The following is a 25791-nucleotide window of genomic DNA, read 5'->3' as shown; positions in this document are numbered from 1 at the left end:
CCAGCAACACGCAGGTCGCACCCAAGGGATGCTTTCCCGGAACGACCGCGATCACGGGGGCAGTTCGGACAGTTCGACCGAAACGGCCTGACCGGTCCTAGGCGGCCGCCCGGAACAACTGGCCGCGCTCCCGCAGCAGTCGGGCCGTCTCCGTGAGGAGCCGGTCGGCCACCACATCCACGTTCCGGGCCTGCCACGGCTCTAGACCGGTGCCCCGCACCCAGTGGTTGAAGGCGCCCATGGCCGGGCCGCAGTACACCAGGTAGTCCACCTTCCGCCCCGGGCTGCCCGTGCGGGCCAGGTCGAATCCGCGGTCCAGGTACGAGCGGAAGGCGAGGGCCATGCGGCGTTTCTCGGGTACGTCCCGGTCGGCGACCGGGGTGGGACCGTGTCGGTCGAGGGCTTCGCGCCAGGCCTCCTCGAAGGGGCGCCGCAGATACGTCTCCTCGACCTGGCGGCGCGTCTCGGCCCCGACATCGCCGAACGAGTCGTACAGGCGCCACAGTTGGTAGAGCCGGTCGGCCCGGGCCGCGAGGAAGACACCGCGTTTGACCACCCGGGCCCGTTCGCCGAGCTCGAACATCTCGCTCCAGGGCGCCGGTTCGGTGTCGTGGATCTCGACGCGCTGGAGCATGTCCTTCACTTCGGGGCTGGTCCCCGCCTCCACCGTGCACTGGTTCACGGAGCCGGTGACCAGGAACTCGGCGCCGAGCACGAACGAGGCCGCCGCGGCCTCCGGGGTGCCGATGCCACCCGCGATGCCCACGTGGACGCGCGGCCAGGGCCCGGCGAGTTCGTCCCGCAGGCGCAGTACGGCGGGCAGCAGCGTGGCCGGGCCGGCGTCGGCCGTGCACCAGCCGGCGTCGGCCTCGACGCACACGTCGTCCGCCATGGCCAGCGAGGGTGCGCGGGCCGCCTCCGCCTCGGTCACCTCACCGCTGTCGGCGAGTGCGCGTACGACGTCCTCCGGCGCGGGGCGCAGGAACGCCTCCGCCATGTCCGTACGGGACACCTTCGCGATGATCCGGCCGCCCTTGAGGCGGTACTTCACCAGGGCGGGGGTGATACGCAGGAAACCGGACGCCTCGACCGTGCCGACGCGCAGTCGCAACAGCTGGTCGACGAGGGCCTGTTCCTGTTCCGGGTGGGCGTGCCGGTGCAGCAGGTTCGCCCCGAACGGCCCTGCGGGGCCGAGGGTGTTGCGGATCTCGCCCAGGCCGTCCTCGACCTCCGCAGGCGTCAGTCCCCCCGTACCGAAGAACCCCATACAGCCGGCCTTGGCCAGCCGCACGACCAGCTGGGGGGACGAGATCCCGCCGTACATACCGCCCCCGAGATAGGCCAGCCGCAGCCCGTAGCGGTCCCGGAAGGAGGCGGCACCGAGATCCTCGGCGTCAAGGAGGGGCCGTTCCAAAGGAGTTGGTGCGGCGATCACCAGGGCCGGCACTTCCGCCGGTGCAGCTTCCGGAGCCGCGACGACCGGCGCCGGGAGGGGGGTGGCGAGCTCACGGATCTTCGCGACCATCTTGGTCAGCGCCTTGCCCGGACCCAGTTCCTCGAAGGCGAAGTCGCCCTGGTCGACGCCCATGAGGCTGCGGATGGTGTCCACCCAGTGCACGCGGCCGGTGATCTGCTCGGTCAGGGTCCGCCGCAGGTGTTCCGGGCGGTACGGACGGGCGTCCAGGTTGGCGATCACTGGAATCCGCGGCGGCCGGAACTCGGTCGCGTCCAGCAGTTCCTGGAACTCGTCGGCCGCCGCGCGCATGTACCGGGAGTGGAACGGCGCGCTCACATTGAGGAGCACCAGCCGGGCGCCCCGGTCCTCGAAGACCGCACGGGCCCGGTCGAGGTCCGCCGCAGGGCCGGCGAGCACGGTCTGCTCCGGCGTGTTGTGGTTGGCGATGTCGAGGTCCGTCACCCCGGCCTCGTCCAGCAGCCGTTCGACCGCGTCGACGTCCATGCCCAGTACGGCGGCCATCCCGCCCCCGGTGGCCCGGCCCATCAACTCACCGCGCCGGGCGACCAGTCGAAGGCCGGTGCCGAAGTCGAAGGCGTCCGCGGCGAAGAGCGCCGTGTACTCGCCCAGGCTGTGACCGACCAGGAAGTCCGGCGGCACCGGATCCTCCTGCCGGCGCCGCAGGTAGGACAGGGCCTCGACGACGTACAGCGCGGGCTGCGTGAACTCGGTGCGCCGCAGCCGTCCTTCGGGGTTGTCCAGGCACAACTCCCGCACGGAGTACCCGAAGATCGCGTCGGCCTCGGCGACCTCCTCGGGGAACGCGTCGAACAGGTCCGCTCCCATGCCCTTGGCCTGGGAACCCTGTCCCGGAAACCCGTACACCTTCACCTGATTCCTCCTCCGCGTACTCGTGCCCGTACTTGTACTCGCGCTTGTGCTCGTGCTGTCGTCGGTGGTTCCGCCGTCCTGCGCGGGCGTCGCCGGATGTTCGTGCTGCCGCGTCTCCTGGACCACCCGCCGCAGCACCCGCCTGGCGTCCTGGGCGAACGGTGAGAGCAGGGCCGTCGACTCCGAGGAGGAGCCGGGGGCGCTGGAGATGTGGGCGCGGACGAAGTTGTGCAGGGTCCCCGCGGGGCCCGCGTCGATGTACCGGTGGGGTCCCCGCGCCTCCAACGCGGCGATCGTCGCGCTCAACTCGATCGGGTCGCGGGCGACCCGCCACAGATGCCCGGGGGTGACCTCCAGGAGCGGTCCCGCCGAGGCGCTGGAGAACAGCGGGATGCGGGGCGGGCGCAGGTCGACGCCGTCCCACAGGGCGTCGAAGGCGGGCCGGGACGGGTCCATCAGCCGGGAGTGGAACCCGTGCTCCACGGGAACCCGCTGGTACGGGATCTGGCGTGCCGTCAGGAAAGATTCCGCGTCGGCCACGGCGTCCAGCGGGCCGGACACCACGAAGTGGGAGTGGTAGTTGCGGGCGGCGAGGTCCAGGTCCCGGTGGAGCGCCGGTTCCCGGTCGTACAGCCCGGTCCCGGCCAGGACGGCGAGCATGCCCCCGGGGGCGCCGTCGCCCGCCGAACGGGCCATCGCCACCAGCCGGTTCAGACACTCCCCCGCTTCCATGACCCCGGCGAGCACCGACGCCGTGTACTCGCCGAGGCTGGCGCCGAGCAGGAGGTCGGGGGTGACGCCGTACGACATGAGGGTCTCGGCGAGCGCCAGTTCCACCATGACGATCGCCGGGTGGGTGACGGCCGTCTCCACGAAGGGTTCGGCGGCCGAGTGGACGGGGTCGTACAGCCGCTCCACGACGGAGCCGCCCGCCGCCGGGGCGACGAGGGCGTCCAGCCGGCGCAGGGTGTCGCGGAAGACCGGCTCGGTCTCGTAGAGGCTGCGGCCCATCTGGTGGTACTGGGAACCCTGTCCGGAGAACATGAAGACGAGGGGCGCGGTCACCGTGGGGCTCCTGACAGGGGGGAAGCGGCAGTCGCGACCCGGCCGGCGAGGTGCTCCGCCAGGAGGTCGATCGTCGGGTAGTCGTAGACGACGGCGGCGTTCAGGGAGAGGCCCAGTGCCTCGCCGAGCGAGGTGGCGAAGGACGAGCCCGTGATCGCGTCCACTCCCAGGTCGGCGAAGGCGGCGCCCGGCGGGATGCCGTCCGGGGCGACCCACAGCGCGTCGGCGAGGCTCGCGACCAGCAGTTCGCGCAGCGGGGGCCGGCCGGGCAGGGTTTTCCCGGCGGCTTCGGATGCTGTGGAGGTGCGGGCCGATGCCGGAGCCGGGTACCAGTGGCGGTCTCCGGCGAAGGGGTAGCTCGGCAGCGGCACCCTGCAGGGCCGGGGTCCCGTCCCCGTCCCCGTCCACAGCCGCCTCCAGTCGAGCTCTCCGCCGGCTTCCCAGTGCGCGGCGAGTTCGGGCAACGCGCGCTGCGCGAGCCACGCCTCGACGGTCTCCGGTGCGGCCGGCTGGGCGCCCACGTCCCACGGGCCGGGTGGGTCGGCTTCGGCCGGTCCGGCGAGGTACTCCGCCAGCCGCCGGCGCAGTGCGCCGACGTCCGGGACGACGAAGGCCACCCGGGTGCCGAACCCGGTGCGCCCGGTCTGGAGGGTGTGCGCGAGGCCGGCCAGGCCGGGCGGCGTCTCCCCGTCAAGGAACGCCAGCAACCGCTCCGCCTGGGCCCGCAGGCGGCCCGTGTCCCGCGCCGAGAGCGGGACGAGGTGCGGCCCGTCCGCCGCTCGGTCCGGACGCTCACCGAGGACGCGCTGGGAGACGTACTCCTCCAGCACGACATGGGCCGTGGACCCGGTGGCACCGAAGGAGTTGAGGCTGCTGCGCCGGGGACTGCCCGCCACCGGCTCGGGCCAGGGCTCCGTCCGGTGCTGGAGGCGGAACGGCGTGTGCTCCAGGTCGATCATGGGGTTGACGGTCTCGGAGTGCAGCGAGGGCACGAGCGTACGGTGGTGCAGCTGGAGCACCGCCTTCGTCAGCCCGGCGACGCCGCCCGCGGCCTCGGCATGGCCGATGTTGGACTTCACCGACCCGATCGCGCAGAAACCGTCGTCGTCGGTGTGCCGGCGGAACGCCCGTACCAGGCCCTGGAATTCGATGGGGTCGCCGAGCGCGGTGCCCGTGGCGTGCGCCTCGACGCTGCCGATCGTGCGCGCGTCGATCCCGGCCCGGTCGAGGGCCTCCGAGACAACTGCGGCCTGAGCGAGGGGACTTGGCACGGTGAGGCCGCCGCCGCTGCCGACGTGGCCCACGGCCGTGGACCTGATGACGGCGTAGATGTGGTCGCCGTCGCGCTCCGCCCGGTCGAGCGGCTTGAGTACGACGGCGCCGACGCCTTCCGAGGAGACGTATCCGTCGCCGCCCTCACCGAAGGACCGGCAATGCCCTTCGCTGGAGTACATGTTGACCGTGCTGTAGCTCTGGTACTTGGCCGGGTGCAGCGACAGGTTCACCCCGCCGACGAGCGCCACCTCGCTCTCGCCGCGGGCCAGGCTCTCGACGGCCAGGTGCACCGCGGTGAGCGAGGCGGAGCAGAGGGTGTCCACCGACATGCTCGGCCCGTGGAAGTCGCAGAAGAAGGAGACGCGGTTGGCTATCTGCCCCTGGTTGAGGGTGATGGGCAGCGGCCGGCCGTCCACGGGCGGCGCCTCGGCGCCCAGCAAGGCGTAGTCCTTGTGCATGACACCCGCGAAGACACCGACGGCTCGGCGCTTCTCCGGGCCGCGCGGCTCGGCCAGTGTGGCGGGGGTGTAGCCCGCGTCCTCGATCGCCGCCCAGCAGGTCTCCAGGAAGAGCCGTTCCTGCGGGTCGGTGATCTCCGCCTCCGGCCGGGAGACCCGGAAGAACTCGGAGTCGAACCGGTCGACACCGGCGAGGAAACCGCCCCACCGGGAGACCGGCCGGTCACTCCCGGCGGGTATCGACGACCAGTTCCAGCGGTCGGCGGGTATCTCGGTGACCGTGTCACGGCCCTCGCGAAGCCCCTCCCAGAACGCGCCCAGATCGTCCGCTCCCGGATACCGGCCGGCCATACCGACGACGGCGACCGGAACGGGGGTGGGAGCGGGTGCGGGGACGAGGGCGGGGGCGGATGGGGTCGGGGCCTGGACAGGGGCCGGGGGGAGCGCCGGTGAGGGCTCGGCCGGGAGCGTACGGCGGGCCAGGGCCGGCCGGTCCAGCGCCGGGCGGGTTCCGGCGCCCGGGCCGCCGGTCCAACCCTCCACGATCACATGGGCGTTGGTGCCGCCGTCGGCGAAGCAGCTCACCGCCGCGACGAGGGGTGCGTCGGGCCAGGGCGTGAGCTCGCGGGCGAAGGTGAAGGGCGTCGCGGCCAGATCGAAGTGGTCCAGCGGCTCCTGCCCCGAGAGGAAGGGCACCAACTGCCGTTCACGCAGCATCAGTACGACCTTGATGAAGGCGGCGATGCCCTCCGCGCACTGCGGGTGGCCGATGTTCGGCTTGACCGAGCCGAGACTGCACGGCGCCTGGGAGGAGTCGCGGTACACGGACCGGATCGCCTTCAGTTCGGTCAGATCGTGCACCGGTGAGCCGGCCGCGTTCGTCTCGATGTGGGTCACGTCGTCGGCGCGCCTGCCGCTGCGCGCCAGGGCCTTGGCCATCACGTCCTGCTGCGCGGCCAGGTTGGGGGAGGCGGGACCCGCCGTACGGCCGTCGTTGTTGACCGCGATGCCCTTGACGACCGCCTGCACCCGGTCGCCGTCGGCGAGCGCGCGGGCGAGCGGCTTGAGCACCACCACACCGACGCCCTCGGCGAGGACGACACCGCCGGCCCGCCGGTCGAAGACGTGGAAGGCGGGTTCCTGGCTGAGCAGGCCCCGCTGTTCGAAGAGCCGGTGGCCCGTGTCGTCGGCCAGCAGGGTCACACCGCCCACCACGGCCGCTTCGGCGTCGCCGTCGCGCAGCGCCTGGACGGCGGCGTTCAGGGCGACCAGGGCGGAGGAGCAGGCGGTGTCCACGACCATGCTCGGCCCGCGCAGGTCGAAGAAGTGGGAGACGTTGGCGGCGAGGTAGTTCTGGCCCACCGCCCTGATGGGGTTCCTGGTCGTACGGAGCGTGTCCTCGTCGGGCAGGTGCCGGCTGCGGGCGCCGATGTAGACACCGATGTCCCGGCCCTTGAGGTCGGCGGGCCGGTAACCGGCGTCGCTCAGGGCGAAGAGGGTCTCCTCAAGGAGGACCAGTGCCTGCGGGTCCATGGCGGCGGCGTCCTGCTCGGAGAGCAGAAAGGCCTCCGGGTCGAACCCGTCCCGGTCGATGAGCCCGGCGACCAGCCCCTCGGCGCCGCCCCAACGGTGCGCCGGGACCGGCGCGATGGCGCAACGCCCTTCGCTGAGCAGCCGCCCGTACGCGTCCAGGTCCGGCGCGCCGGGGAACCGGCAGGACATCCCGATCACGGCCATGTCGCCGGGGTCGGCGCTCTGTTCGACGCTTCGGACCTCGTCCTGGTCGGTGTGCCGGGCGCCCTGCGTGCGGGCATCGGACGCCTGGGCGGCGGGGCCAGGAACAGGAGCGGGGGCGGGAACGGGAGCGGGAGCGGGAGCGGGAGCGGGAGCGGGAGCGGGCAGAGTCACGGTGGCGGATGCCCGGCCGGGCGTGGCCACGGCGTCGGCAGCCAGCACGGGCCCGGTCGTCGGCCCGACCGTCGACTCAGCCGTCATCCCGGCCGCCGGCTCGGCCTCCGGCGAGGCGGCGAAGGCGGTTGCGAGTTCCGTCGGGTGTTCCGCCGCCAGCCAGGCCACGAAGGCCTCCACTGTGGGGTGTTCGATGAACGCGGAGGGGTCGAGGTCGGTGCCGATCCGTTTCGCGACGGCGTTCAGCAGCTGGACGGAGACGATCGAGTCGGTTCCGTAGTCCTCGATCGGTACGTCGGCCGCGAGCCGTCCTGCGTCGAAGCCCAGGTTCTCCGCGAGGAGTCCGAGGACGAACGCGGCAGCGGCCTCAAGTGTCCCTACAGGCAGACCGCTCCCAGCGGGTACCCCGGAAGCCGTGGCCCGCTCGGGCACCGGCTCCCGCACGGGGGCGGGGTGTACGGCCGGCTCCTCTATGCGGCGCCGCAGGAGCAGTTCGGGGCGCCACGTCGCGGGGTCCCGTACGACCGCGGGGAGCACCACGGGGCCGACGTCGTGGGCCAGCAGATGGTCGAGCAGGGCGGTTCCCTCCGCCTCGGTCACACTGCCGAGGCCGGTGCGCAGATAGCCGGGACCCTGTTCCCCCTCACCCATGCCGACGCCGCTCCAGGCGGGCCACTGGACGCTCAGCAGCGGCAGGCCGTGCGGCCTCGCCGTCGCCAGGTAGTCCATGTAGGCGTTGGCCACGGCGTAGTCGCTCTGTCCCACGGCCGCGCTCGGCACCACGGCCGCAGCGGACGAGCACAGCGCGAAGAACCGCAGCGGACGGCCGGCGAAGCACTCGACCAGTGCGTCCAGGCCGGCGATCTTGGGTGCGGTCACTGCGTGGACCGCGTCGGCCGGCTTGCTCACGAAGGCCAGATGGTCGCGGTCGGCGAACCCGGCGCAGTGGATGACCCCGCCCACCGGCCCCAGTTCGCGTTCGACCGCACGTACGGCACGGTCGAGCTCGCCCGTGGCGGAGCCGTCCAGCGGGAGCGACAGCACGCGTACCCGTGCACCGGCGCGCTCCAGGTCGATCAACGCGCGGAGCCTGCGGCCGAGTTGACCGTCGTCCAGGCTGGCCTCCCACTCGGCCCGCTCCGGCAGCCGGGTCCGCCCGGTGAGCACCAGCCGGCGCACACCCCAGTGGGCCACCGCGTGCCGTGCGAAGGCCAGGCCGAGTCCACCGGTGCCGCCGGTGATCCACAGCGTCTGCCCCTCGGGGAACGGCACCGGCGCGCCGTCACCCGTCGCCGTCGCCGACGACTCGCGCAGCACCGCCCGGTAGCGGCGGCCGGCGCGCAGGCTCACCTCGGGGTCCTCGCCGGTGTCCGTCAGCTCGGCGACGATCTGTGCGATCGCCGAGCCGTCGTCACCGAGCGGGTCGAGGTCCACGTGACGCGACCGCACCCGGGTGTACTCGCTCTGCAGCATCCGGTACAGGCCTGCCCGCGCCGCCCCGGCGAGACCGACCGCCGTACCACCCGGCTCCGGGGTCTCCAGGCCCCGGGTGACGCCGAGCAGGACCACCGGCTCCCGGTTCCGGGCGACGAACCGCTGCACCCAGGGCAGCCAGGCGGCCGGGTCGTCCTGCGCGCCGGACGCGCCGGGCCGGGCGGACTCGCATCCGGTCAGGTCGACGCACGCCCGGAACCGCCCCGGTTCGGGACCGTCGGCCAGCTGGTGCGGCTCCAGGACCTCGGCCCCGGGCAGCGCATCGGCGAGCCGGTCCGCCAGGGCGCGGGTCTGTGGGGTGGCGAGGACGGCGACCGGGCCGGGCAGCGGCCCGACGGGAACCGGCTCGGCCGGCTCCCAGCCCTTGACCAGCAGCCGGGTTCCGGGCGGCGGGGCTGCCGCGGGCGACCGGCGGCCCGCTCCCCCTTCGTACGCGGCGAAGGCACCGGGATGGTTGTCGTCCAGGTACTCGGCGAGAGCGCGGATGCTCGTGTACTCGAAGAGAAGGGTGGGCGTCAGCTTCTGCCCGACAGCCTCCTCGATCGGGGCGAGAAGATCCACGACGCTGACCGAGTCGATGCCCAGGTCGTAGTAGCCGGCGGCGGGGTCCAGCGTCTCCGGGGCGCGGCCGAGCCGGTCCGCCATGAGGCGGCGCAGCCGGTTTTGAGTGCCCGTCAGGAGCGTCGGCAGACCCGGAGCCTCACCGGGAACCCGGCCCGGAGTCGGGCCCGGAGTCCGGTCGGGCCGCGTGCCGGAGCGGATGAGCTTGCTGGAGAGACCGCGCAGTTCGGCCACGACACGCCCGTCCCCGTCGAGGAACTCGAGGGTGAGCCGGGCGAGTTCGTCCCGCAGGGTGAGGGAGGACCGGCGGACGCGGGCGGTGCAGGGACCGGTCAGTGGTGCCGTCGCACGGAAGGACTCCACGTACATCGGCAGGTAGGTCGCCCCGTCGCCGGTGTCGGGCAGCAATAGCCCTGCCGCCACCGCGCCGCCGAGCAGCAGCCCTGGGTGGAAAAGGTGCCCGCTGGACGCGGCGCCGGGCGGCGGGGACAGTTCGGCGAGCAACTCCCGCTCGCCCGCCGCCACTTGGCCGCCACACCGCACCGCACCGCTGTAGACCTGGCCGAGATGAGCGTCCCGGTCGTACACGTCACCCAGGCCCACCGCCCCGGCGGACAGCGGCGGTCGGGCAGCGTCGGGGGGCGCGTCCGCGAAGGCCGGCCGGCCCGCCGTCACCATCTCGGCGGTGGCGTAGGGCTGCGCGTCCGGAGCGGCACTGTCCCCGATACGCACGGCCCAGCGCCCCGGTTCCGTGGGCCGGCCTTCCAGCGCGATCCGGACCGGCGCCTGAGCGGTGACGGTCAGCGGGCGCAGGACCGTGAGATCGCGCAGGTCCAACTCGTCGTAGAGGTACCCGTGTTTACGGAAGGCATGGTGGACGAGGTCGATGTGAGCGAGGGCCGGCAGCAGCGGGTCGCCGTCCACCTGATGACCGGCGACAACGGGGGTGGTGGCGGTGAGGGCGATTTCCTCGTACACGTGGGCTTGCCGGGGCGTGGCCGGTTCCGCGAGAAGCCCTGGGGCGGGCTCGGGCGCGAGTCCGCCGGGGCCGTCGGGGCTCGCGGGGAGCCCGGAGACGAACCTAGGCGCGCCCGGTTCCGCGAAGGGCCCGGAGGCCGACCCGGGCGCAAGGGCACCGCGGCCGTCAGGGCTCGCAGGGAGCCCGGAGACGAACCCGGGAGCGCCCGGTTCCGCGAGGAGCCCGGAGGCCGACCCGGGAGCGAGGCCGCCGCGACCGTCAGGGCTCGCGGGGAGCCCGGAGACGAACCCGGGAGCGCCCGGTTCCGTGAGAGGTCCGGAGGCAGGCTCGGGGACAAGCCGGGTCGCACCCCCGTACCAGCACCTGTCCTGGGCGAACGGGTAGAGGGGCAGGTCCACTCGGGTGGGCGGGGGGCCGTCGTACAGCTGGGTCCAGTCCACGGTGGCGCCCGCTGCCCAGGCCTCGGCGAGTGCCTCGGGGGTGGGCTGCAGGGGCGGCTGCGGGCGGGTGCCGCGTCGGGCGGTGCCGGTCCGTACGCCGGGGATGTCCGTGCGGCCCGCCAGGTGGGCGTGGAGCCGGTCGAGGAGTTCGGCGTGGTCGGAGTAGACGACGGCCAGCCGGTGGGCCATCGGCTCGCGGCCGGACTGCGAGGTGTGGGCGAGGGCTGCCGGGTCGGTCTGCGCCCCGTTCGCCCCGTTTCCGAGGAAGTCCGCCATCCGCCGGGTGTAGGCGTCCAGCCGGCCGGGGTCCTTCGCCGACAGGGCGAAGACGTACGGCGGGCGGGCGGCGGCCCGTGCGTGGCCGGGCTGCGGGCGGGCGGCGGACGGCACGTACTCCTCCAGCAGGACGTGGGCGTTGCTGCCGCCGGCGCCGAAGGCGCTCACGGCTGCCGTCCTCGGCAGCGGGCGGCCCGCCGCGTCCTGGCGCGCCGGCCACACGGCGAGTTCACGCTGGACACGCAGCGGCGACGCGTCGAAGTCGATGTTCGGGTTGAGCCGGTCCGCGTGCAGGGACGGCACCAGTTCGCCGTGCCGGAACTGGAGCAGGACCTTGGTGACGGCGGCCATACCGGCCGCCGATTCCGCATGCCCGATGTTCGACTTCACCGACCCGACGGGAATCTTCCGGCCCCCCAGGTCGTGGTCGCCGAAGGCGCGGAGCAGACCGGTGACCTCGATCGGGTCGCCGAGCCCGGTGCCCGTGCCGTGCGCCTCGATGTAGTCGAGGTCGCCCGGTGTCCAGCCCGCGCGGGCCAGGGCGTCGGCGACGAGTCCGCCTTGGGCGCGGGCGTTCGGGACGCTGAAGCCCTTCCCGGCGCCGCCGTGGTTGACCGCGGAGGCCGCCACCACGGCGAGGATGCGGTCACCGTCTGCCTCGGCCGCGGAGCGCCGCTTGAGCAGCACCGCGCCGGAACCCTCGGCGGGCACATAGCCGTCGCCGCCCTCACCGAAACTGCGGCAGCGCCCGTCCGTGGACAGGAATCCGCCGCGGCTGAGCTGGAGGTACTTCAGGGGGTGGCTGGAGATGTTGACCCCGCCGGCCACGGCCGTGTCGCAGTCGCCGTTCCGGATGGCCTGGCAGGCCAGGTGGATGGCGGTGAGCGAGGACGAGCACATGGTGTCCAGGCCGACGCTCGGCCCGTCGAAGTCGAAGAAGTACGACACCCGGTTGGCGACGGACGCGTAGGACGACGACGTCGCCACGCCCTCGCCGCGCAGCGCCTCCTCGACGCCGTAGAGCTGGTAGTGGCCGTACATCATGCCGACGAACACACCGGTGCGGGTGCCCGCCATCCGGTCGCGGGGCATGCCCGCGTCCTCCAGCAGGTGCCAGACGGTCTCCAGGAAGATCCGCTCCTGGGGGTCGATGTGCTCGGCCTCCAGCTGGCTCATACGGAAGAACAGGGGGTCGAACCGGTCGACGTCCCGCAGGAATCCGCCCCACTTGGCGTACGCCTTACCGGAGTTCCGCTGGTCCGGGTCGTAGTAGAGGGAGTGGTCCCAGCGCTCCTTCGGGATCTCCTCGACACAGTCGCGGCCCGCCCGCAGGTTCTGCCAGAACTCCGCCAGGTCGTCGGCCTGCGGATAGCGTCCGCTGACTCCGACGATCACGATGTCGTCGTCGTGCCGGGCGGGCGGCTCAACTGCCGTTTCCTGTACGGGAGTCGGCGATGCCTTCGGCAGCAGAAGTTCTTCGGACGGTGCCCGCTCACCGGTGCCCAGGACCTCCGGGAGCCGGTCGGCGTGTTCGGTCAGGAAGTGGCCGGCCAGTTCGGCCACGTCGAAGTACTCGAAGAACAGCGTCTTGGACAGGGTGCCGAAGGATTCCTCCAGGGACCGCGTCAGGCTCATCACCATCAGCGAGTCGATGCCGTAGCGGTCGAACGGCTCGTCCAGGGCGATGTCGTCGGCGGTCATCTTCAGTTCCGCGGCGAGCAGTTCCACGAGGAAGCGCTCCATGCGCGGTCGGAAGTCGTCACCGGCTCCGGGCAGCTTCCCTGCCGCCGTGGTCTCGGGCGACGGTTCGACGGCGGTGGGTGCGCCGCCGGTCCGCAGGGCGCGGGCGATCACGGTGGCGTCGCCGGTGGCCAGCAGCAGGCGGGGCGCGTCGGTCGCGAGGGCGCGTTCCAGGGCGTTCAGGGCCAGGTCGGCGGGGAGCGGGCGGAAGCCCAGTTCGCGCCGCATGGCGTCCTGGGTCGCGGTGTCCATGGCCATACCGCCGTCGCGCCACAGCGGCCAGTTCACGGAGAGGGTACGGCCGGTCGACTCGCCCCGCAGGAGCCGCTGTTCACGTCGTTCGGCGAAGTGGTCGAGGTGCGCGTTGGCGAAGGCGTAGTCGCTCTGGCCCGCGCTGGCGAGGACGGCGGCGGTCGAGGAGAACAGCACGAAGTACGCCAACGGCTCGTCCCGGGTCGCCTCGTCGAGCAGTTCGGCGCCCCGTACCTTCGGCGCGAGGACCGCCTCGGCGTCGGCCCGGCTCTTGCGCAGGACGAACCCGTCGCGCAACTCGCCCGCCGCGTGCAGCACCCCGGCCACACGGCCGAACCGCTCCCGGGCCAACCGCACCAGCTCGACCATGTCCTGACGGGACGTCACATCGGCGCAGAAGTGCACGATCCGGGCGCCGCTGTCCGTCAACTGCCGGATGCGGTCCCGCACTTCAGGTGAAGGCTCGGAGCGTGAGACGAGAACGATGCCCGCTTCCTCCCCCGCCGCCCTGCCGTACGACGCCAGTCGCTCGGCCAGGTGCAGTCCGATGCCGCCGGTGCCTCCGGTAATCAGGTGTGCGCCGGGCGCGGCGAACGGCGAGGGGGTGGACGCGGGCGGCAGGGCGAGCGTCCGCCAGGCGGGTACCGACCGGTGCCGTGCGTCGCCGTCGGCGCGTACGACGACGGGGGCGTCCTCGGCGGCCAGCTCGGCCGCGATCAGCCGGGGCAGGTCGGCCGAGGCCGGGTGGGCCAGGGCGGTCAGCGCCAGGCCCGGCTGTTCGGCGCGCACTGCGCGGGCGAAGCCGCTCATCGCCGCGTGGGCCGCGGTGTCCTCGGGGTGCACGTACAGATAGCGCACCCGGCCCGCGCGCCGGGCGATCCAGGCCCTGCAGAACGCCAGCGCGGTGTGGAAGCCGCTGTCGAGCAACTGCCCCAACTCACCGTCCCGGGCCGGGACATGGACGATCCGCACGGGCTGCGGGCCACGCTCCACCACCGTGTCCACCAGCTGGGCGAGGTCGGGCCCGGCGGCCAGATCCACCCGGGTCACCAGGGCACCGGTCGACTCGGCCAGCGCGGCGGCGAGGTCACGCCCGCTGCCACTGCCGTCGCCGTTTCCGTCGAGGAGCACCAGGTGTCCCCCGGTGCTGTGAGTTGACGGAGCGGCTTCCTCGGCGGGCTGCCAGTACGGCTCGAAGCACAGCGCCTCCGCGCCGAGCAGGTCGGGCGAAATCGGCTGCGGTTCGGCAGCGTCCTGCAGGGGCGCGGGGCTGTGTCGATCTGCGGCTCCGCCGCGGGGCGCGACCAGCCACGACGGTGCCGCAGCGGACCGACGGCCCCTCGCGGCACTTCCAGCGGAGCGCTCCGCAGCCGCTGGGACGGCGCGGAGGGTGAACCGATCGATGCGGGCCACCACCGTCCCGTCCTCGGTCAGCAACCGGACGTCGAAGGTCCGGATGCCGGGGGCGGCGCCGTCGTCCGTACGGCGGGCGTAGGCGTGGCACGTCTGGGGGAGGTGTTCGACGGTGAGTTCGGCCGCGCCCACCGAGTACGGCAGACAGACGGGCCGTCCGGAGCCGGGCGGACCGGTGAGGATGCTGCCCGCGGTCTGCAGGGCCGCGTCGAAGAGCGCCGGGTGGGCGCCGTACTCGTCGGCGTCGGCGCGCAGATGGGCCGGTAGCCGAAGCAGGGCGATCGCCTCTGTGGCACCGACCGCCATGTGCTGCACCACCTGGAAGGAGGGCCCGTAACCGAAGCCCAGCTCCGTGAATTCGCGGTAGCACTCGGCGCCGGTCGTCTCCTGCGGGCAGCGCGCCCGGATGGCGGCCGGGTCGAGCCGCTCGCCGGGCGTCACCGGGGCGGCGACCAGGACTCCCCGGGCGTGCAGCCGTTCGGTGTCGCTGTCGTCGCCGGAGGTGAGGATCTCGAAGCCGGCGCGGTCGGCGCTGTCCGACTGCGGAGTGAGACGGATGCGCAGGGTCACGCCCGCCTTCCCGGCGACGGGAATCGGCGCCGCCCACGACAGTTCCTCGATACGGGTGACCGGCACGCCGTCCGTGCGGGAGAAACGGCCGGCCGCGCGCGCCATCTCCACCAGGACCACGCCGGGCAGCATCGGGGTACCGCCGACCACGTGATCGCGCAGATAGAACTCGCGTCCGGTGAGCCGCTTGACGAACTCCTGGCGGCCGAACGTGGACACGTTGGCGTCCAGCAGCGGATGCGGCCCCGCTGTCGCCACCACACCGCCCCCGTGCTCGCCCTCGGACGCGGTGATCCAGTGCCGAACCCGTGCGAAGGGGTACGTGGGGATCCGCACCCGGCGTCGTTCGGCGCCCTCGTGCAGCAGCCGCCAGTCGAACTGCTCGCCGCCGGTCCAGAGTTCGGCCAGGGCATGCAGATCCCGCTCGGCGACGACCGTCTCGACGTACCGCTGCCAAGCCGTCCCCCGGGACCGGGAGGACCCGTCCTTCGGACGGCCGCCGCCGATCCGGCCGTGGACAAGGCCTGGCACCGGCTGCGCGTCGCCGTCGGCGAACGCCCGCAGCAGTCCGGCGGCCGTCTCACGGTCCTCGGCGACCAGCGCGAGGCGTTCCTCCATGGGGTCGCGGCCCGTCTGGAGGGTGTAGGCGATGTCGGCCAGACCGGGCGCCCCGGGGTCCTGCCGGAGCAGGTCGGCGAGGCGGACCGCGGAGGCGTTCAGTGCCGTGCGGGTACGGGCCGACAGCACCAGCAGGACCGGGCCGCCGTCCGCTCCGGTGCCGGCGGCGGAGCCCCGGTCGGGGGCTTCCTCCAGGACCAGATGGGCGCCGGCCCCGCCGAATCCGAAGGAGCTCAGCCCTGCCCGGCGCGGCAGCGGCTCACCCCGGTCGTCGTACGGCCGTTCCCAGGGCGCGGTCTCCGTCACCACCGTGAACGGGCTGCCGTCCAGGTCCAGATAGGGGTTCTGTTCGACGACGTGCAGGCTGGCCGGCAGTGTCCTGTGCCGCAGGGCGAGGACCACCTTGAACAGCCCGGCCAGACCGGCGGTCGCCTCCAGGTGGCCGACGTTGCTCTTCACCGATCCGATACCGCACGTCGGGCCGTCCGGCACCGGCCGGCCCGTCTCCTCGTACAGCCGGGCGAACGCCGACTTGAGGCCGGTGACCTCGATGGGGTCGCCCAGCGGTGTGCCCGTGCCGTGTGCCTCGACGTAGCCGACGGTGGCCGGGTCGGTGCCCGCCGCGCGGTGTGCCCGGACGATGACGTCGGCCTGGGCGTCGGGGCCGGGCGCGGTGAGCGAGTTGGTGCGGCCGTTGTGGCTGACGGCCACGCCCCGGATCACCGCGTGCACGGGGTCGCCGTCACGCTCGGCGGCGGCCAGGTCCTTCAGGACGACCGCGCCGACGCCCTCGCCGCGTACGTATCCGCTCGCGCCGCTGTCGAAGGCGCGGCAGCGGCCGTCCTCGCTGAGCATCTCGTTCTTGCTGAGGGCGACATACAGCGACGGGTCGAGGATCAGGCTCACCGCTCCGGCGATCGCCAGCTCGCAACTGCCGTCGCGCAGCGCCGCGTCGGCCTGCTGGATCGCGGTGAGGGAGCTGGAACACGCGGTGTCGACGGCGATGCTGGGTCCACGCAGGTCGAGCAGGTACGAGACCCGGTTGGGGATCACCGACAGGGCGGCGCCGGTGATCGTGTGCGGGTCGGTGCCACGGCCTGCGGCGCGCTGGACCTGGACGTAGTCGGAGTTGGTGACGCCCACGAAGACCCCGACCCGGCGGCCGGCCAGCTCCGAGGGGCGCAGTCCGGCGTCCTCCAGGGCCGTCCACACCACTTCGAGCAGCAGTCGCTGCTGCGGGTCCATCAACTCCGCCTCGCGCGGCGAGATCCCGAAGAACGCCGCGTCGAAGCGGTCGACGTCCGGGGTGAATCCGCCCCAGCGGGAACGTGAGAACTCGCCCTCGCGCGGGTCGCCCTGGAGGGCCCGCCAGTCCCACCGGTCGGCCGGTATCTCCTCGACCAGGTCGCGCCCGGCGGCCAGGTGGTCCCAGAACGTCTCCAGATCGGGCGAGCCCGGCAGCCTGCCGGCCATGCCGATCACGCCGACGGCACCGGAGGAGGCGGGGGTGGAGGGGACGAGGGCGGCGGTGGAGGGGACGGGGGAAACAAGCCCCGCAGAGCGTGAGTTGGCCGCCCTGCTCTGCGGGGCAGTCTGTTCGGCCGACGTGCCGTAGCGGTCCCGGAGCACGTCCGGGTGTGCCTGCGACAGATGTGCGGCCATGGCCATGGGGGTGGGGTACTGGTAGAAGGCGGTCGGGTAGATCTCGACGCCGAGGATCGTGCCCAGGCGGGTGCTGAGCGTGGTGAACCCGACCGAGTTCAGGCCGAGTTCACCCAGCGGGCGGTCCCGGGGCACCCGGTCCGGCGCCACCTCCGCGACCTCGGCGATCAGCTGGACGAGCTCCTCGGTGAGCCGGTCCGCCGTACCCCCGGAAGCCGACGGAGCCGCACCCGCCGCACCCGCCGTACCCACTCCACCCGCCGTGTCCGCCGCCGTACCGAAATGCGTACGGAGCTCTTCCAGAGGCGCCGTGCCGAGGCGGCCTCGGTCGATCTTGCCGTTGAGCGTCTGGGGGAAGCCCGCCAGCGGAACGAGGACATCGGGGACCAGGTATTCAGGCAGCCAGTCGCTCAGCGGCCCGGCGTCGATCGGCGCGGCGGAGTCGCCGTCCGGCACCGTGTAGAAGCCGCGCAGCATCAGGCCGGTGCCGCCCGCCGCCCGCGCGGGCACCACGACGGCCTCCGCGACCCCGGGCAGTCGCCGCAGCGCCGCCTCGGCCTCGCCGGGCTCGACGCGGTGCCCCCGGATCTTCACCTGGGCGTCCTCGCGGCCCAGGTACTCCAGGCGCCCGTCCGGCAGGGCCCGTACGAGGTCCCCGGTGCGGTACAGCCGCGCGGAGAGGGAGGTGTCGTACGGGTTGGGCACGAACCGTTCGGCGGTCAGTTCGGGGCGGCCGAAGTAGCCCTCGGCCAGGCCGTCGCCGCCGATGTACAGCTCGCCGGGTACACCGGCCGGGAGGAGCCGGCGGTGCGTGTCGAGGACCAGCAGCTGGGTGTTGGCGACGGGCTCGCCGAGGGTCACGGACTCACCGGCGCGCAGTCGTCCGACGGCGGACCAGATGGTCGTCTCGGTGGGGCCGTAGAGGTTCCAGGCGGCGCGGGTCCGGGTGGCGAGGGCGTCCGCGGTGTCCTGGTCGACGGCTTCGCCGCCGCACAGCACCGTCAGCGCCGGATCGCCCTCCCAGCCCGCCGCGAACAGCATTTTCCAGGTGGTCGGGGTCGCCTGGACGACGGTGGCGCCGCTCTCCTCCAGATACCGGCGCAGCCGTATGCCGTCCTTCGCGGTCCCCTCGGGCGCGATGTCCACCCGGCCGCCTGCCACCAGGGGCAGGTACAGCTCCAAGCCGGCGATGTCGAAGCAGACGGTGGTCAGGGCGAGCAGGGTGTCGCCGGGGCCGAAGCCGGGTTCGTGGCGCATCGAGGTGAGGAAGTTGACGAGGGCGCGGTGCGGCACCGCGACCCCCTTGGGGCGTCCGGTCGAGCCCGAGGTGTAGATGACGTACGCGGTGTCCTCGGGGGAGGCGGCGCTGTGCGAGCCACCGCTGAGGGCGCCCTCACCGAGGTCGATCCGGTCGAGGTGTACGCGCGGCACGGGGATGTCGGCGAGCGCGTCCTGGGCGGCGGTCGTGGTCACGATCAGGTGCAGGCGGGCGTCCTCCGCCATGTACTGGAGTCGGTCCGCCGGGTAGGTGGGGTCCAACGGCACATAGCAGGCACCCGATTTGAGCACCGCCAGCAGGGCGACGAGAAGCCCCGGCGACCGGTCCACCAGGACGCCCACCGCCTTGCCGGTTGCCGCCCCGCGTTCCCGCAGATGCGCGGCGAGTCGGTCGACTCGTGCGGCCAACTCGCCGTAGGTGAACGCCTCGTCGGCGCAGGTCACGGCGGTGGCGTCGGGTGTGCGCGCGGCCTGTTCCTCGATCAGGTCGGTCAGGGTGCGCTCGCGCGGGTAGTCACGGCGGGCCCCCCGCCACCTCTCTTCCAGCCCGCGCCGCTCGTCGTCCGTGAGCAGGGGCAGCTGTCCCAGGGCATACCCTGGCTGCGCCAACTCGGCGTCCAGGAGCCGGAGATAGTGGGCGCACAACCGCCGTACGGTGTCCTCGTCGAAGAGGTCCGGGTCGTACTTGAGGGTGAAGCCGCACGCGTCCTCGCCCTCGATCACCTCCAGGGTCAGATCGAACTCGCCCTCCTGGTGGACTCCCGGGAAGACGTCCCGTACGGGGTCCTGGTCGCCGGGTTCCACCCAGTTCTGGAAGTAGAAGGCCGTGCGGAACAGTTCGGCGGTGTCCGTGCGGCCCGCCCGGCGCAGGTCCTCGGCGAGCGTGAGCAGCGGGTAGTGGGAGTGCTCCAGGGCCTCCAGGACCGTGCGGTGCAGCTGTCCGGCCAGTGCGTCGAAACCCCGGTCGGGGTCGATGTCGGCCTGCAGGACGACCATGTTCATGAAGTAGCCGAGCGTGTCCTCGAACCGTGCCGCCGGCCGGCCCGCGGCCGGTGTGCCGACCCGGATGTCGCTCTGACCGGTGTAGCGGTGCAGCAGGGTGAAGAACCCGGAGAGCAGTACCGTGAACGGGGAGATGCGCCGCTCCGTGGCGAACTCCCTTATCCGGCGCGCGAGTTGGGCGTCGATCCGGCCCTCGACGGCGGCCCCTCGGTGGCCGGGTACGTCCGGACGCGGCCGGTCGTAGGGCAGCGCGAGGGGCTCGGCGGGTGCGCCCAGCCGTCGCAGCCAGTGGGCGCGCAGCCGTTCACCCTCTGTCCCGGCGAGCAACTCCCGCTGCCAGTCGGTGAATTCGGCGAAGGTCGCGGCGGGCGTCGGTGCGTGCTGATCGGCGCCGGAACGCACCGCCCGGTATCCGGCGGTGAGTTCACGCAGGAACGCGGCGATGGACACCCCGTCGAAGACGATGTGGTGGAAGAGGAGCAGGAGCACCTGGCCGCCGTCGGCCGTCGTGAACAGGGTGACCCGCAGCAGCGGTCCGCGCTCCAGGTCGAAGGGCCGGCGGACCTCCTCGACGATCCGCTGCCGTACGGCCTTCTCGTCGGTGACCGCCAAGTAGCGCTGCTGGAAGGACAGTTCCTGCCAGGACGCGACGGTGCGCACCGGTCCTTCGGCAGTGGCGCGGATCGTGGAGCGCAGGCTGTCGTGCCGGTCGACGATGTGCTGCAACGCCTCGTGGAGGGCGGCGACATCGACATCCGGGTCCAGCCGGAAGGCCAGCGGCAGGTTGTAGGCGTACGTGCCCGGTGCGGTGCGCTCGATGACCCAGAGGGCGCGCTGGCCCTCGGAGAGGGGGTGGTCGACGGGCGGGAGCGGGACGGCGGGGGCGAGCGGAAGGGTTCGACGGGGGCGCGGTGTCACCACGGGGGCGGGCGGGGCGGCGTACGCGGGCTCGGACACTGCCAGGGACTCGGGAGAGGTCCCGCCGGTCGCCGCGGGCGCGACTGCTGTCGCCGCCGGAGTTGCCGCCGGCCGGAGACCGAGGATGTCCTGCTCCTCGTAGTGGCGGGCCAGTTCACGCAGCGTGGGATGGTCGTAGAAGTCACCGAGCGACACGGTCACGCCGAACTCTTCGGCGATGACGGAGACGATCTTCATGCCGGTGAGCGAGTCGAAGCCGTAGGCGGCCAGTTCGCGGTCGGGGTCCAGCTCGTCGTCGAGCTTCAGGGCCCGCGTCACGATGGCCGCGAGGGTACCGAGCAGTTCCGGGGCGCCGGGGCCTGCCGGAATCTCGGCGACGGCCGGGTCCTGCCCGGCAGACGGGGACGAGGACGATGACGAGGCCGGGCGGGGGGCAGCGGGCCGCAGGCCGTCGCTCTCCCCCACGATCACATGCTGGCCGCGCGTGTGACCGTCGGGGCCGGTGCCGCCGGCCACCACCACATCGCCGAACCCCTCTTCCCACAGCAGCCGCCGCCAGGTCGCCGGGGTCGCCAACGGCGAGTCGGGCATGCGCAGTTGCCCGTCGTCGAACAGCCACCAGCCGTCGAGCAGTCCACCCACGACCGTGGTGTGGTCCCACACTTCGGTGAGTTCGTTGAGCACCAGCCAGCCGTGCGGTCGCAGCAGCGCCTTGGCCTTGCGGAGCGAGGCGCGCAGATCGCCGGTGGCGTGCACCACGTTGGTGGCGAGCACCAGGTCGTGGCCGCCGGGGACGAACCCCTGCTCCTCGATGGACCGTTCGAGGTCGAGGACCTTGTACTCCACGAAACCGGGGGTGCCGTATCTGGGGGCGAGGCGTTCCTCGGCCAGTTCGAGGAAGCGCGGTGAGATGTCGGTGTAGGAGTACGTGACGCGGTCGGCGTGGGGTGCGAGCGCGGGCAGCACCCGTTCGGTCGTGGCTCCGGTGCCCGCGCCGAGTTCGACAACGCGCAGCCGCTCACCGGGGGCCAACTCCCGTATCCGGCGGTCGAGATGGGCCTTGACCGCGTCGCGGACCAGCTCGTTGAAGGAGTCGGTCAGCGCGTTCGCCTTGTAGAAGCCCTCCACCAGGGTCAGCGACGAGCCCGGGAACATGATCTCGGTGGCCCGGATCTCGCCGCGCAGGATCTCCGGGTAGGAGCGCAGGAACAGCCGGGTCAGCGTCACCGTGGCGGCCAGGTCGGGATGGTCGGCGCCGATACGGTCGAACTCGGCCTCCTGCTCGGCCGACAGCCCTTCCGCGCCGGCGGACTCCGGCGGGGCGCCCGGCAGCAGCCGTACGACATCGCCCTCGAACTCGGCGTAACCGGCGTTCCGCAGGATGTTGAGGAGCGCCTCGGCCAGCCGCCGGTACTTGGGCTGGATGCCCAGCCGGTCCGGCAGCGTGGCCCGGTCGTGGCTGTCGCCCGGGGCGCGGAGCACGCCCATGCGGCGGAGGACGCCGAGTACGGCGGGTCCGCACAGGGCGGCGAGCCGGCGGTGGCCGGCCAGCACATGGTCGACCTCGTCGGCGCCGTCGGTGCGGAGGTGGCCCAGGGCGTCCGCGGTGTCACGCAGGGACGGTCCGCCGCCGCCCGCGACGAGTTGTGCGGGCGCTGCGACCCGGGCCCCGAGGGCCGCGAGGGCGAAGTCGCGGGCGTTGATGGAGATCACCTGCGGCAGCCGGTTGCCGAGCACCCGGTGGACGGCGTCGAGCCCTTCGGCGACGGAGAGTTCACCGATGCCCAGGCCCTGGAAGATCTCCTTCAGCCCGGGCCGGGCACCGGAGCCGATCCCGCCCCAGTAGCCCCAGTTGACGACCCGGACGGGGTACGGGCGCCGGTGGCCCAGGTGCAGGGCGTAGGCGTCCTGGAGGGCGGCTGCACAGCTGTAGGCGCCGTTGGCCGTCGTACCGACGAAGGCGCCCACCGAGGAGAAGAACGCGAGGAAGTCGAGGGGTTCGTCGCCGAAGACCGCGTCGACGGCCACACTGCCGTCGGCCTTGACGGCGAGCGCGGCGCGGAAGTCCCGTTCGTCCAGGGTGGCCAAGGGGCCGGGGTCGAAGGTCATCCCGGCGTGGATCACACCGTGCACGGCGCCGAACCGGGCCTTGGCCTCGGCGGCGGCCCGCCGCAGCTCGTCGACGTCGGAGCAGTCGGCCCGCAGATGCAGTACCTCGCCGCCGAGCAGTTCCGCACGGTCGGCCGACTCCCGCTGTTCGGCGGTGAGTTCGCCCCGGCTGATCCAGACGACGCGGGCGCGGTACGACTCGGCGAGCAGTGCGGTGAGTTCACGGCCGATGCCACCGGTGCCGCCGACGATCACATAGACGCCGCGCTCGCGGAACGGCGGCCGTTCGGGGACGGGCAGCTCCACGGGCTGGAGCGCGAGGGTGTAGCGTCCGCCGCCGCGCAGCAGCACGGTACGGCCGGACGCGTCGCAGGTCTCGGCCGCGACGGCGGCGGCCAGTCCGTCCCAGGCGTCGGGGGCGTCGTCGGCAAGCTCCTGCCGGGCGAAGTCCACACACACGGCCCTGACGTCGGCGCGCTCCTTCGGCAGCACCCGGGTCAGCCCGTGCAGTCCGGCGGCGAACGGGTTGGCCACCGGCCCGCCGAAGGCGGCGACGGCATCGTCCGTGACGACGGTCAGCTGCGTCGGCCGCTCGGCGCGGGGCAGCTGCCGGGCCACCTGGAACAACGCGAGGACGCCACGACGGAGGCTGCCGTCGAGCGGACCGGGACCGTCCGACCGACTGCCTCGGATGCCTCCGAGGTGGTAGACCCGGTCCACCGGCCCGGCCTCGGCGAGGGCCTGCGGGAGGTCGTCGCGCTCCAGGTCGACAGTGCGGACGTCGTCGTACCGGTGGTACCGGCCAAGCCCGTCGGCGAGCCCGCCCGCGTCGGCGGTGGTCAGCACCAGCACCCGGAGCCGTCGCTCCACCGGCGTACCGGCCACGGGACGCGCCTCCGGCACCCAGGTCGGCCGGTGGCAGACCATGCCCGAGGGTGCGGTGGACGGGGACTGCTGCGACGGAGCGGTGGGGTTGTTCAGCAGGGCGGAGACGGTGCCCGCAAGACCGGCAGGAGCGCCGGCCGGCGGCAGGTCCGAGGCCGAACCGGCAGTCACCGACGGGGTGTTCACGCCGGCCGGCGCGGCAGCCGGAACCGTCCCGGCGTCGCTGGCCGGTCCCTCCGGGGCGATCCGCGCGTCCACCACGGCTCGCCCGGCGGACCGCTCCGCGACGGCGGCCGGCGGCACCTGTGCGCTGCCCTCCGTCCGCGCCGGAGGCTCGGGCAGCCAGTACCGCTTCCGTGCGAACGGATACGTCGGCAGCCCGACCCGCCGCACCGGCGTGTCCTCGCCCCGCGCCTGCCCCCAGTCCACGTCGGCGCCGCGCGTCCAGCAGCGCCCCACCGCTTCGAGATCCCCGTCCCTCAGCGCGTCGGCGAGCCGGTCGCGGTCCTCGGCGGCCGGACGGGCGGGCGCGCGACCGGTGCTCGCGCCGGGTGCCGAGCCGTCGGCGGCGTACGCGCGCAGGGTGTCGCGGACCTGGGTCAGGTCGGTGGCGACGAAGGCCAGCCGGGCCTCCAGCGGCTCGCGCCCCGTCTGCAGGGTGTGGGCGACGTCGGAGAGCGCGAGGGAGTGCTCGGCGTCCGGCCGCTCCGCCGGAGGGCCGGCCAGTGCCAGGGCGAGCGCCCTTACGGTGGCGCTGCCGACCAGGGTTTCCGGACTCGGCCGTACGCCGAAGGCCCCGTCGATCCTCTTGCCGAGCAGCGCCAGTTCGGCGGCGCCGAAGCCGTACTCCCCCAGTGGTGTCACGGCGTCGAGATCCGTGGCGTCGGCCTGGACGACCTCGGCGGCGAGCCGCAGGCAGTCCACCTCGGCGCCGACGGGCGGAGTCCCGGCCTGGTCCGAGGCCGGGGTCGGGGACGGCTCCAGGAACGCGGCCAGCCGGGCGGCGGATGCCCGCAGGCGTTCCTCGTCGCGCGCCGACACGACGACGAGTTCGGGGCGGCGGGTGGAGACACGCGGCGTGGCACCGTCGGTGCGGTACTCCTCCACGATCAGGTGCGCGTTGGCGCCGCCCCCGCCGAAGGAACTGATGCCGGCCCGCCGGGGCAGCTCCACCCGCCTGCCGTCGGCGTGTTCGGCGATCGTCCGGGTCCAGGGCAGCGCCTCCTGGGGGATGTGGAAGGGCGTGCCGGTGAGATCGATGGCCGGGTTCAGCTCGGCCGAGTGCAGCGAGGGCGCGATGGTGCCGTGCCGTAACTGCATCAGCACCTTCGTCAGGCCCGCGATGCCGGCCGCGGATTCGAGGTGCCCGATGTTCGACTTCACGGAGCCCACCGCGACGCGTTCCACGCCCCGCACCAGCCCGTTGTCGATGCGTTCGCGGAACGCCTCGGCCAGCCCGGACATCTCGATCGGATCCCCGAGCGGCGTGCCGGTGCCGTGGGCCTCGACACAGCCGACGGTGCGGGGGTCGATCCCGGCCCGGCGCAGGCAGGCCCGGATCACCTCGGCCTGGGCGTGCGGGCTGGGCACGGTGTAACCGCCGGTCTTGCCGCCCGCGTTGACCGCGGAGGCCCTGATGACCCCGTAGATCCGGTCGCCGTCGGCCACCGCCCGCGCGAGCGGCTTGAGCAGGACGGCGCCGGTTCCTTCGCCGTCGACGAAGCCGTCGGCGCCCTTGCCGAAGCTGCGGAGGGTGTCCGAGGGGGAGGTCATGCCGTTGTCGGCGAGGGTGCGCAGGTGGGAGGTGTGCAGGATCAGGTTGACCCCGCCGGCGACGGCGACCGTGCACTCCCCGGCGCGCAGGCTCTCGCAGGCCAGGTGGACAGCGGTGAGGGAGGCGGCGCACGCCGTGTTGACGGTGAGGCTGGGGCCGGTCAGGTCCAGCACGTAGGAGACCCGGTTGGCGATCGACCAATGGCTGGAGCGGGCGGCGTTGGCCGCGCCGAGGGCCGCCGCGTGGCCGCCCATCCACTCGTAGTCGCTGTTCATCACGCCGACGAACACCCCGACGGGGTTGTTCTGGCGGGCGAGGCGCCGGGGCGGGTATCCGGCGTCCTCCAGGGTGGCCCAGACGGTCTCCAGGAAGACGCGCTCCTGCGGGTCCATGTTCTCGGCGTCGACGGGCGCGATGCCGAAGAACAGCGGGTCGAAGGCGTCGGCGTCGTCGATGAGCCCGGCCCACCAGCGCCGCCGCTCCGCTCCCCCGTCGGCCCCCGGCTCCCCGTACGCCTCCGTGCCGGGCTCCCCGCGGCCGTGCCCCGGTGTGAACTCGGTGACGCAGTTCTCCCCGTCGCGTACACGTGTCCACAGTTCGTCGGGGGTGGCGGACCGCGGGTAGCGGCCGGCCAGTCCGATGACGGCGATCCCTTCGGGTGCCTTGGGGCCTGCGGCCCGGGCGTCCCGCAGGAGGCGCAGCAGTGCCGTGCGCTTGTCGTTCCTGTCCATGTCGCTGCCCGCCGTTTCCGGGTTCCTGCTGGCCAT

At 73.2% G+C, this 25791-nt stretch carries 2 protein-coding genes; both read right to left on the bottom strand.

Going from position 1 to position 25791, the window contains the following annotated elements; all coding sequences use genetic code 11:
• Positions 1–97: 97 nt before the first annotated feature.
• Positions 98–3412, bottom strand: coding sequence for an ACP S-malonyltransferase (gene fabD, locus ACH4TV_RS37925; RefSeq protein ID WP_398405865.1), 3315 nt, complete (start codon positions 3410–3412; stop codon positions 98–100).
• Positions 3409–25791 carry an amino acid adenylation domain-containing protein gene (locus tag ACH4TV_RS37920; RefSeq protein ID WP_398405864.1) on the bottom strand — a complete coding sequence of 7461 codons (22383 nt, stop codon included), beginning with the start codon at positions 25789–25791 and terminating at the stop codon, positions 3409–3411. Before ACH4TV_RS37920 ends, fabD begins: the two co-directional genes overlap by 4 nt.

Origin of the sequence: Streptomyces sp. NPDC020898 (genome assembly GCF_044333925.1) — a bacterium.
GTDB lineage: Bacteria > Actinomycetota > Actinomycetes > Streptomycetales > Streptomycetaceae > Streptomyces.
The sequence above is the reverse complement of the archived record's forward strand: the minus strand, read 5'-3'. Positions and strand labels throughout refer to the sequence as shown.